The 11597-nt window shown below is 45.8% G+C and carries 9 protein-coding genes; 3 read left to right on the top strand and 6 right to left on the bottom strand.

All coding sequences use genetic code 11. From position 1 onward, the window contains the following. From KKA81_08555 to KKA81_08535, 5 genes are all read right to left on the bottom strand, one after another. On the bottom strand, positions 1-331 hold a 331-nt coding region (locus KKA81_08555; GenBank protein MBU2650972.1), incomplete at its 3' end, for a hypothetical protein. Between the two features lie 89 nt (positions 332-420). Beyond that, on the bottom strand, positions 421-1107 hold the full coding sequence (locus KKA81_08550) for a TrkA C-terminal domain-containing protein (GenBank protein MBU2650971.1): 687 nt from the start codon (positions 1105-1107) through the stop codon (positions 421-423). Between the two features lie 10 nt (positions 1108-1117). Continuing rightward, positions 1118-2560 carry an alpha-L-fucosidase gene (locus KKA81_08545; GenBank protein MBU2650970.1) on the bottom strand — a complete coding sequence of 481 codons (1443 nt, stop codon included), beginning with the start codon at positions 2558-2560 and terminating at the stop codon, positions 1118-1120. An 84-nt stretch (positions 2561-2644) separates the two neighbouring features. Continuing rightward, on the bottom strand, positions 2645-4810 hold the full coding sequence (locus KKA81_08540) for a glycoside hydrolase family 3 C-terminal domain-containing protein (protein ID MBU2650969.1): 2166 nt from the start codon (positions 4808-4810) through the stop codon (positions 2645-2647). A gap of 13 nt (positions 4811-4823) precedes the next feature. After that, complete coding sequence (locus KKA81_08535) at positions 4824-6110, bottom strand: alpha-L-fucosidase (GenBank protein ID MBU2650968.1); 1287 nt, start codon at positions 6108-6110, stop codon at positions 4824-4826. Between the two features lie 435 nt (positions 6111-6545). Between KKA81_08535 and KKA81_08530 the strand changes: the two genes are divergently transcribed. Then, entirely contained in the window at positions 6546-6923 is a 378-nt protein-coding gene (locus KKA81_08530) for a GxxExxY protein (GenBank protein MBU2650967.1), read from the top strand. A gap of 559 nt (positions 6924-7482) precedes the next feature. On the opposite strand, the gene KKA81_08525 is transcribed toward KKA81_08530, so the two are convergent. Continuing rightward, positions 7483-9759 carry a DUF4838 domain-containing protein gene (locus KKA81_08525; GenBank protein MBU2650966.1) on the bottom strand — a complete coding sequence of 759 codons (2277 nt, stop codon included), beginning with the start codon at positions 9757-9759 and terminating at the stop codon, positions 7483-7485. Positions 9760-9875: 116 nt separating this feature from the next. Between KKA81_08525 and KKA81_08520 the strand changes: the two genes are divergently transcribed. After that, complete coding sequence (locus tag KKA81_08520; protein MBU2650965.1) at positions 9876-11027, top strand: efflux RND transporter periplasmic adaptor subunit; 1152 nt, start codon at positions 9876-9878, stop codon at positions 11025-11027. Positions 11028-11038: 11 nt separating this feature from the next. Further along, the coding region (locus tag KKA81_08515; GenBank protein ID MBU2650964.1) for an efflux RND transporter permease subunit at positions 11039-11597 on the top strand (559 nt) is incomplete at its 3' end.

Below are 11597 nucleotides of genomic sequence, written 5' to 3'. Positions count from 1 at the left end.
TCAAAAGCACCTGGAGGTCCTCGTTATATACAACCGTTGTGTACTCATAATACTGTGTACTGCCGTTATCGATGTATTCATAATAGGTTACCAGACATTCCACTTCGCTGTCCTGATCGAAAATATTCTGAGTAACATATTGGATATCATAAAGGTAATTATTGGCAGGAAGGGAAAACGACATGGTCTTCCAGAGCGAATGATCGAGATTATAGATCCGGCACTGGCTGTTGGCAACATCCATGACATAATATTTTGTTCCTGAGAGCTCAAGCCAGGCAACACCGGCAGAAACATTATACGTGTTCTCCAGGGAGATCTGTGATTTCAAATTTTGGCTAAAACATAAGAATAGCAATGAATATAAGACAATAACAATCCTTTTCATAGGTAATTATTTAGATATTTAGGATTGCAAATTTAATCTTTTACCGGATGGTCGAGGATTTTTATATCACTTTCTTTTCCGAAGACGGTCAGGTTATCTCCTTCTTCGATCAGGGTGTTTACGTCGGGGAAGGGTAAAAAGTCATTTTTCTTTTTAACAATTCCTAAAATTCTGATATTAAGCTTTGTTATTTCGGGATCGTTTAATGTTTTTCCTACTGTCCAGTCACCCTTTTTCACTTGAAGTTCGGTTAAATGAAAATCATCGTGCAATTTTACCAGGGAGATATGATCGCGAAGATGCCAATTGGTTGTTTTTTTCAGGGTAAGTGTGATCTTGGTAAAAAGCCAATTGTCGATTCTTTTATTGGCTGAGAGAAACATGATGAGGCCGACTCCCCCGGCGAGTGCGGCAAGGTTATAATACCAGGCAAGACCGGCTGTGTCTTTATGGATAAAGGTAAGCAGGATAGAGGCCATCACCGTGACTATACCGGCATTTCCCAGCAACATAAGGATCATAACGATTTTTCGCCGTATGGGATGACTGGTGATCATTTCGGCTTCATGGGTTGTAAACCCGACTCCAGAAAATGCCGACCTGGCCTGGAAACGGGCTATTTCCGAAGAAAGGCCGGTATTGACCAAGGCTACGGTTGCAATTTTTGTAATCAAAATGGAAAAGAGGATGATGGTGATGACGCTGATTACAGGTAACATATTATCAGTTTTATTGATTTATTTCAATGGCCCAGGCATTTAAACAATATGGATTGCGAGTTAAATGATCAGGAATATGTATAACACAACCCTCCCCATTTTTCTCCCAGGAAAGATTTTCTTCGCTTCCTACTAACCTTGCAATTGATCCTTCCTCCGGGCAATATTGCATAAGCGATATCACTTTGGGAATATCGGTTTCACCTTCGTCTGCCAGGTAAATCAGGAAGGTTCTTCCATCATTTTTCCTGGTCAGGCATATCTTTCCTTCTTTATAAGGGTATAAAGGCCTGGTTCCGTAAATGGCTTCGCTGTTGAGCTTCATCCATTCCCCCGTTTCCCTGAGCATATCATAGGCTCCGGGGTCCCAGGTCCCGTCGGGGCCGGGGGCTATGTTCAACAGGAGATTACCACCCTTGGCCACGATATCTACCAGTAGATGAACCACCTTCCTGCCGCTCATATACTTGGCATTAGGCACCCACGACCAGCTTCCTCCCGCTATGATGCAGGATTCCCAGGGATAGGGCAGCATCTTCTCAGGTACCTGGTTCTCCGGTGTCAGGTAATTCTGGTTTATTCCAGGAACAGCGCGGTCAACGACAATGATACCGGGCTGCTTCTGCCGTACTTTCTGTACCAGCTCATCCATACGAATATCCTGGTTCTGTATGCGGGTAAATTTAAAATCCGGACTGTTGATGGCGCGCCTTATTTCATCATCCGACTTCTTTCTGACCCAACCACCGTCGAGCCATAATATGTCAACCTTCCCGTAATCCGATACCAACTCCAGTAATTGGTTGTGGGTGAATTCAATATAATTTTCCCATCGTTCAGAATAAGCTTTAATGTCATAATTAACATTACGATCGGGTGTAGCAAAATTCGGCCACCAGTAATACTCACAATGCCAATCGGGCTTGGAAAAATAGGCTCCGGTCCACAATCCTTCCTTCCTGAATGCATCGAAGATTTCCAGGGTTATATTGGAACGTTTATCCACACTGAACGGGCATCCCGGATCGGTAACCTTGTAATCAGTATACTTTGTATCAAACATACAGAAACCATCGTGGTGTTTGGTGGTAAAAACCACGTACTTCATTCCTGCTGAGCGGGCAGCCTCTGCCCAGCGCTCAGGCTCAAACTTCACCGGATTAAAGGTGGTCTTCAGGTTCTCGTAATCTCTTTTGTAAGCAATATAATCAGGGTTATTCCTCCGGCACCATCCCTCATCTTCGGCACAGATTGACCACGATTCTACCACGCCCCACTGGCTGTAGGGCCCCCAGTGCATGAGAAGCCCGAATTTAAGATTCTGCCATTGATCCAGCTTCTCCAGTACCATGGTGTCGGTTTCCGGGAAATAAGGTCCTTCATGGTGTTGTGCTAATAAGTCCATGGTGCTTGCCACCAATAATAAAATGATGAAAATGGGTTTTGATGTCATTTGATCAGGATAAATTGAGGGTTTTTGATATCAATAAATAGTTTTGACAAATCTAATCATTATTGAAAGCCTGTTAGCAGGAAGTCAATCAAAGATGATCACCTCTCCCCTGGCGCGAATATCTTCTGAAGAAGCTCCTATCTGTAATTCGTATAATCCCGGGTCTATCCTGTAGCGTTTTGAATATTCGTTAAAATAGGACAGGCGATAAGAGTTAATCACGAAGTTTATATGTTTTTTCTCATTTGCATCGAGGCTCACTCTCTGGAATGCGATGAGTGTTTTCCTGGGACGGAAGTTTCCGGATTTCTTCCTGGCTGCATAAACCTGAACGACTTCATCACCCGGGGTATCGCTATTGTTGCTTATGGTAAGTGAAAGCCGGATATCATTTCCTGCAACAATCAAACCTTCAGCAACCCTTGGGTTCTCATAAGCGAAGTCTGAATAGCTAAGCCCATGCCCAAATGGGAAGCTTACCTTTCCTGAAAAGTACCGGTATGTTCTGCCTTCCATAGAATAATCATCGTAGGGAGGGAGGTCCTCAATGTTACGGTAAAATGTAACAGGCAGTCTTCCGGAGGGATTGGAGCTTCCAAAAAGTATATCTGCCAGCGCATTTCCTCCTTGTTCCCCGGGATACCAGGCAAAAAGCATAGCATCGGCGAGGGAGTCAATCTCCTCTGTTGCAATGGCGCTTCCTCCGGTGATCACCACGATCAGTGGTTTTTCTTTTATGTTGTGCCTTAGTTTATGAAGGAATTCCACCTGATTACGTGGCAGGCGTATATCCTGGCGGTCCCCCCCTTCTGCCAGCATTGCATCGCCTTCCTCCCCTTCAAGCATACGGTTCAAGCCGACGACCGCTATGCTTACGTCGGCACGGCGGGCTTCCCAGAAACCATGGAAAATGCTGTCGGTATTCAGTAGGCAACCCCGGCTGTAATCGACTACGGTTCCGGGATCAGACCGGTTAACGATGCCTTCGACGAAAGTGACCATGTTTCCTGAGAAACCGTTATAATTACCTACCAGTGCATCATTATCAAAAGCCGTAGGGCCGGTAATGAATATATTCCGGATCTTTGATTCGTCGAGCGGGAGGGTATTGTTTTCGTTTTTCAGCAGAACAATGGATTTGGTTGCGGCCTCCAGCGCCATTTCCCTGTGCTCATCACAATTCACGACTTCCCGGGGTATAGCGTTGAATGGCACCATTTCCGGAGGATCCATGAGTCCAAGCCGGAACCGTGTTCTCAGTAAAACCGCCAGGTTCGAGTCAATCGTTGATTCCAACACCAATCCGCTGTCGACTGCTTCCGGAAGGTATTTATAAATATACCCGCAATTAAGGTTAACCCCGGCATTGGCAGCCATGGCAGCAGCCTCTGCACGGGTATCCACAACCTTGTGCCTTGCCCAAATATCGTCCAGGGCCCAACAGTCGGACACAATATGCCCCTCAAAACCCAGATATTCCCTCAGCACTTTCTGTAAAAGCAGAGGGCTCCCGCAGCAGGGCAGTCCGTATGTCCTGTTGTACGCACACATTACCGCTTCCACACCGGTATCAGCCAAAGCCTTGAATGCAGGAAGATAGGTCTCAAAAAAATCCCTTTCCGGAGGGGTGGCGTCAAAGTGGTGCCGCGATTCTTCCGGTCCGCTGTGAACCACATAATGCTTGGCGCATGCCGCTGCTTTAAGGTAACGGCGATCATCACCCTGTAAGCCGCCAACAAAGGCCTCGCCAATCCTGGATGTCAGATAAGGATCTTCGCCATAGGTCTCCTGACCCCGGCCCCAGCGGGGATCACGGAAAATATTAACATTGGGAGTCCAGAATGTTAATCCCGTATATTGCTCGTAACTGCCTTTGGCTACCGCAGCATTGTGTTTGGCGCGGGCTTCATCGGAAATGGCTCCGGCGATCCTGTAAACAAGGTCAGGATCAAATGTCGCCGCCATACCTATAGCCTGAGGGAATACCGTTGCCTTTCCCGCACGGGCTACGCCATGAAGGCACTCATTCCACCAGTTGTAAGGCGGAATGCCGAGGCGCTCAACGCCCGGACTGTTATACAGCATCATGGAAGCTTTTTCCTCCAGGCTCAAGCGGGAGATCAGATCGGAAATCCGTTTTTCCATGCCAAGGGCCGGATCCTGGAACGGAAACCGGTAGCTGCTTTCCTGGCTTATTAAACTTGAAACAGATAAGAAAATGAAGAGGAAAAATAACAGGATTTGTTTCATTATTCAATATTTTCTATTCATAAATATCTATTTCCCCATCCAGCAAAACAGCAATAACAGTAATTTGCGGATCAAGCACTTCCTGTGGGACATCAATATACAAAATGCCGGGCACTTCGCTCCAATACTGTTTCATTTTGATATCCCAGGAAAGTTTGGTACCGTTTCCGACCACCCAGATGCGGTTCACCTTGTTCTTGATTCCTTTAACAGGGACGGGGCCTGAAGGACGGCCATCCAGAAAAAGATAAAGTATGTTGCTATCGGCTGATAATGCCGAAGGGCCGTAGTAGTAATCCTTTGCAATTCCGGCCTGCGTCCCGTAGATGGCATCGGCATGCTTGTGTGTCCATCTGCCCAGTTCTTCCAGGATATTCATCTGCTCAACGGGAATGCTTCCATCCGCTTTGGGGCCGATATCAAGGAGAAGGTTGCCCCCCATGCTGATACAATCGGTAAATATCTGAATGATTTGTCCGGGAGTTTTATAATTGCTGTCGTTATGCTGATATCCCCAGGAATCATTCATGGTCATACAAAGTTCCCAGTACTCTGCTTGTGGTCTTTTGATAGGAACACCCTGTTCCGGTGTGGCATAATCGCCATATCCCTGAAGTCGTGAATTGATGATGGCGGCAGGGTTCCTGCTGAGTATCATTTTCCTGATCTCCAGGGCATGCCACTTTTCGGCGCTTTGCTCCCAGTCGCCATCAAACCAATAAAGATCCGGGTTGTAATTCTTTTGTATTTCTGTGATTTGTCCAAAATTGAACTTCACAAAGGACTCCCAGCGGGTGGAATCATCTTCATAGCGTTTTTCGTTGCGGGTGAAATTGGGATAATCAGGATGCGACCAGTCGAGAAGGGAATAGTATAATCCAACCTTAAGGCCTTGTTCGCGGACTTCCATTACAAAGGGGGCAATGAGATCTTTCCCCGCAGGGGTTTTGTTTACCACATTCAGTTCGGAATATGAAGTGGGCCATAATGCAACTCCATCGTGATGCTTGGAAGTGAGGACAACATACTTAGCACCGCTTTCTTTAATGGCCTTTGCCCATTGGTGAGGATCGTAATTCATTGCTGTAAAGCCTTCAAGCTGCCTCATATAATCCTGGTAATCAATATATCCATTAAAGAACGACCAGGACTCATCGATCCCGTTCACGGCATAGATTCCCCAGTGAATAAAAATGCCAAGGCGGGCATCCCGGAACCATTGCATCCTTTGAGCATCAGGCACTTCCTGGGAGAAAGAAAACAAGGGAATGAGGAGTATGAAAAGAAAAGATTTCTTCATGATCAGACTTTCATTATAAACCGTGAGAAAATTATTAAATTATTTAATAAGAGAGGGGGATATTTTGAAATAAAAGGAACTAATAATAAAATGAGGTGGTGAAGAATTTCGCGCAGAGACGCAGAGTTTGTTTCGCGCAGAGGCGCAGGGGATTGTTTCGCGCAGAGACGCAGGAGATTGTTTCGCGCAGAGGCGCAGAGTTTTTTTCGCGCAGAGGCCGCAGGGGACTAATTTGTATAAACAGGCAACTTGTGTAACCGCAGAGGCGCAGGGAAGAGTGTTTCATTAAATAGGATCAGCAATCCCCCTGCGTCTCATTCTTACTCTGCGCCTCTGCGCGAAAAAACTCCGCGCCTCTGCGCGAAACAAAATCTTCAATTTGAACCTAAGTCCTTATGTGAGCAAACCTAATTTTTTAACCTAAATCTAAAAAATATGGATATTAATTATTTATCAGGCCTAATTGTAAAAAAATGCTTAAAGATCCATAAAGGAATAGGGCCTGGATTGTTCGAGTCAGTTTATGAAGAAATACTGGCGGTGGAGCTAACAAGTGAAGGACTTCTGGTAGAGCAACAGAAAGTCTTGCCTGTTTATTGGGAAGGTTTATTGATTAAAAATGGGTTCAAAGCTGATCTAATAGTGGAAGACCTTATTATCGTTGAAATAAAATCTGTTGATTTATTGGCACCTGTTCATAAAAAACAGCTCATTACATACTTAAAAATCTCAGGTTATAAACTCGGATTGCTGGTAAATTTCAATGTTGATTTGATTAAAAATGGAATTCATAGGATTGTAAATAATCTTTGACTATAATCGGTTTAAAAAGAGGTTTACTTCTCGCTGAGAGGAAAAATCTTTCGCGCAGGGGATTGTTTCGCGCAGAGACGCAGAGTTTGTTTCGCGCAGAGACGCAGAGTTTGTTTCGCGCAGAGGCGCAGAGTTTGTTTCGCGCAGAGGCCGCAGGGGAATTATTTGTATAAACGGACAATTTGTGTAATCGAAGAGGCGCAGAGAAGGGTGTTTCATTAAATAGGATCAGCAATCCCCCTGCGTCTCATTCTTACTCTGCGCCTCTGCGCGAAAGAAAATCCTATCAGCGGGAAAGCCTTTGTAAAAAAGATCACAGGTTATTTCGCGCAGAGGCGCAAGGGATTGTTTCGTGCAGGGGCCGCAAGGGATTGTTTCGCGCAGAGGCCGCAGGGGATTGTTCGCGCAGAGGCCGCAGGGGAATAATTTGTATAAACAGGCAACTTGTGTAACCGCAGAGGCGCAGGGAAGAGTGTTTCATTAAATAGGATCAGCAATCCCCCTGCGTCTCATTCTTACTCTGCGCCTCTGCGCGAAAAAAACTCTGCGCGAAAAAAACTCATTCAACAATTACCTCATCGCAGAAAATCCACGACTTCCCCCCTGCACCTATATGCCAGGAAGGACATTGTTTCATTGATCTGGCTATGATCCTGATATATCTGGCATCCGCCTGTCCTGTTTGAAAACTGAATTCTTCCGTAAAAATATCATCCTGTTTTTCCGGTGCACGGTTATTCAGGCTTTGCAAAAACTCCCAGGTTTGGTTGTCGGGCGATACATATAAAGAAACCTCCTGTGGCAGAAAGATCCACGATTTCACTTCCTGGAGGAAGGAGGCTCTTACCAGGCTAATCCTTTGCTTTTCTCCAAGATCAATGATCGCCTCCATATCTTCCCCATGAAACCCCAGCCAGTTAAAATGAAAATCGAGGGTGCCGATCAACCCATCCGTAAGGGCTTTAGCGCCTCCGACAGGATAGATTTCGCTGTGCTCGGTCAGGAGGGTCACCGGTTTACCTAATCCCAGCGGGTTTTTCATGCTGTTCTCAACATAATGAAGCATAGCTTTGTGATACTCATCAGGATATTTGCCTCCTTCTTCGTAACGCGTTACTCCTGAAAGCTTAGCCTGGTTGGTAAATTTTTCCAGCCTTTCCTTCATTTCCGGGTTGGGTTTCCATCCTTCTTCCGTTTCCAGGAAAAAACTCAGCTCTTCATCCACATTTCGCATGGAGATTTCCAGTATGGCATACTCAAGGGGCAAACGTGCTGTTTTAACCCTTTGCATCAATACCGGATCATTCAGCACCGCTTCTTCTGCCTTATCGAATAATCCGGTGTATTCCCTGATCAGGAGCGGAGAGAGGTACCCGTCGATGGCATCATATGGATAACCATAAATATACAGTGTTTTACCCGATCGGAGCAGGGCAGTGTGCATTTTCTGGATATAATCCCGGATATAGGGTGCCGCCTTGCCATAATAGCCATCGGTAAAGTCGCGGATGATCTCCTGTACATCCCTGTCTGGATCCCACAACAGCCTGGCAATAATATAGGTACGCAGATCGCTGAATTCGCCTACATTATTTCCGCAGCCCTGCTGAAACATCATAAAGGCATTGTTATCGGCAAAAAGCACCAGGTTAGGCTGAAGTACATGAAAATTCGGGAAGGGGCTGAGCAAATTCCGGAATTGGACCACATAATCCCATATCATAATATTATCAGTCAGTTTACCCCAATCCTGCAAATCCTTCAGGAAAGTCTGATCTCCCTTTTCCTCCGAAATCGGTTTGCTCCGGTCACATTCGATGCTGCAAAGCATGATGTTGACGTTTTCGTCAGGAACAATGTTTTCCGGTGCAGAACGTGTATACTGGTATGCAAGGGTGGATATCACCTTATCGGGAAAACGTCTTGCCACGTTATTCACAAAATGGATCAGGGTGCCGGAAGGACCTCCGTACAGCTCATCCAGTTTTTTACATTCCTCGCACTGGCAGACCAGATAATTATCGTTTTGTGAAACCGACCAGAACGTTTTCTCCGGCAGACTATCCATTACTTTTTGCAGGTTAGCGGTCAGCACCTCCAGTACCTCCGGGTTACTAAGGCAAAGCTGGCCTCCCGGTATCCTGTCGCCATCGATCTCGGTAAAGTATTCCGGGTGTTGTTCAAAGTATTTTTCAGCAGGAACAAGATCATCAAAGGTATGCACCCACAAATGTCCCCAGGCTGCTTCAGGATCGGATTTTTTATCGAGTTTATGCCATTGACGGTACTCCCGGCTGGTCATGGGCCATTGGTAATTAAGCTCACGAAAAGTGAAGACAGGCACCTGCCTGTCATCAATGGAGGGGAGTTCAATAGATTCCATTTCAGGAACATACATGGCATCGGGGGTATACATTCTGCAGCCGAGGTAGTCTTCCAGGAAACCATAAACAGCATTGCGGGTACCCTCCGGGGTATTTCCGGCAATCAACAGATCCTGGTCCAGGGTTTTTATCAGGAATCCATCTGAGCCTAAACCATTAAAAGTCACCTCATCTGTAAATGATGCCGTATGTTCTCCTCTCCCAATAAATATGGCAGGAGTGTTTGTATTCATGCTGCCGGTGATTATTTCCGGTCTTTCACCGCTTATCCTGAAAATATATTCTGCAAGGGCCAGTGCAGATTTTTGAGTAACGGAATCCGCATCCGCAGAAATAATGATTGGGTAGTCATTCCCTGTTATGCAGATTCCCTTTTTCTCACTGCATGCCTGAGACAGGAAAAAGCATAAAAGAGGAATAAAAACATAGCCTTTATAGAAAGGTAATCTCATAATGTGTAACATTTTTATAAATTCGGATAAATATAACACTATCTCACGCACCCAACATAAAACAAAAAACATATATTTGCAATAATCCATGACTTTCTAACCAAATACCAAGTTTTATGAAAGCGCCGATCTTCATTTCCTGTGTGTTGCTTTTACTTATCACTGTTTCCTGCACAAATAAAAAGGGCCCTCAGATGCCGCCGCCGGAGATTCATGTTGTTGAAACCACTTCAGATACGGTTCCAATCAAAGCTGATTTTCTTGGACAAACCTACGGCAACTTTGATATTTCCATCCGGGCACGTGTTGATGGAGTTTTGGAAGGTATGTACTTCAAAGAAGGTTCCAGGGTGAAAAAGGGGCAACTTTTATACAAAATTGACCCTCAGCCTTTTGAAGCGGAAGTAGCCCAGGCTTTGGGTCAGCTTGCCGAAGCTAAGACAGCCCTGGTAAAGGCCGAGAGCGACCTGAACCGCATCAGGCCGCTGGCAGAGATCAATGCCGTGAGTCAGAGCGAACTTGACGGGGCCGTTGCCCAGTATGGCGCTGCGAAAGCCTCCGTTGATGCCGCAGAGGCAAGTTTGCGTCTGGCCAGGATAAAGCTTGGATACAGTGATATATATTCACCCATCAACGGTGTCATCGGTATGTCGGAAGCAAAAGTCGGAGATTATGTTGGTAAAGCGCCCAATCCTGTTGTACTGAATACAGTTTCTCAGATTGATACCATCCTGGTTCGTTTTTCTATCACTGAAAAAGAATATCTGAAGTTTGCCAGGCACCAGATGGAAGATAAAAAAAAGTCTGACATGGATGCTTCCGGCAAGGTTAATCCCGGGCTGCAAATGATACTTGCCGATGGTAGTACATTCAGCAACCGGGGATGGGTGGATTTTGCAAACAGAAACGTCGACCCCACAACCGGCTCATTGTTGTTGCAGGCTTCATTCCCTAACCAGGAAAAGCTATTGCGGCCCGGACAATATGCCAAGGTAAGAGGTACGATTGATATTGCGGAAGGTGTGATCCTTATACCGCAGCGCTGCGTTATGGAATATCAGGGTAAGTATAGTGTTTACGTTGTTGACGAAACCAATACAGTGGCAAGCAGGGATATAAATCCCGGTCCCACGATGGGTAGCTTCTGGCTCATCCAAGATGGCCTCAAGCCGGGGGAGAAAGTTGTTTACGAAGGTCAACAAAAGATCAAGGCCGGCATGAAAGTCAATCCGGTTATCCAGAAAATCCAGATTCCTGAATTCGAATAAACATTGATCCTATGGGCAATTTTTTTGTAAGAAGACCGATCGTGGCCATGGTGATTGCCATTGTCATTGTCATTGTAGGGGTTATCTCTCTGACACAGCTTCCTGTGGAGCAATACCCCAACATTACTCCGCCTATGGTAAGTATCAGCGCCAAATACACCGGCGCCAATGCTGTCAGTGTGGAGCAATCCGTAGCAACTCCCATCGAACAGGAAATGAACGGGGTAGAAAACATGATTTACATGAAATCCGTCAACGCCAACGACGGTTCCATGTCGCTACAGGTATCCTTTGATATAGGCTCTGACCCTGACATGAACACAGTATTTGCGCAGAACCGGGTTGCACAGGCCAGTCCTAAACTACCGGAAGCGGTAAACCGCCTGGGCGTAACTACCAAGAAATCGTTCAGCTTCCCGATCATGATCATTGCCATAACCTCTTCAAATGCCGGTTATGACCAAAACTTCCTGGGTAATTATACTACGATCAACATAAAGGATGTTCTTGCCCGAATACCCGGAATCGGGCGCGTGGATGTGCTGGGCGCCAGCGATTATTCCATGCGTA

This window comes from Bacteroidota bacterium (genome assembly GCA_018831055.1).
Classification (GTDB): domain Bacteria; phylum Bacteroidota; class Bacteroidia; order Bacteroidales; family B18-G4; genus M55B132.
The sequence above is the reverse complement of the archived record's forward strand: the minus strand, read 5'-3'. Positions and strand labels throughout refer to the sequence as shown.

Coding starts and splice junctions, on each gene's coding strand:
- KKA81_08550 (MBU2650971.1), bottom strand. CDS start 1,107: ATGTTACCTGTAATCAGCGTCATCACCATCATCCTCTTTTCCATTTTG.
- KKA81_08545 (MBU2650970.1), bottom strand. CDS start 2,560: ATGACATCAAAACCCATTTTCATCATTTTATTATTGGTGGCAAGCACC.
- KKA81_08540 (MBU2650969.1), bottom strand. CDS start 4,810: ATGAAACAAATCCTGTTATTTTTCCTCTTCATTTTCTTATCTGTTTCA.
- KKA81_08535 (MBU2650968.1), bottom strand. CDS start 6,110: ATGAAGAAATCTTTTCTTTTCATACTCCTCATTCCCTTGTTTTCTTTC.
- KKA81_08530 (MBU2650967.1), top strand. CDS start 6,546: ATGGATATTAATTATTTATCAGGCCTAATTGTAAAAAAATGCTTAAAG.
- KKA81_08525 (MBU2650966.1), bottom strand. CDS start 9,759: ATGAGATTACCTTTCTATAAAGGCTATGTTTTTATTCCTCTTTTATGC.
- KKA81_08520 (MBU2650965.1), top strand. CDS start 9,876: ATGAAAGCGCCGATCTTCATTTCCTGTGTGTTGCTTTTACTTATCACT.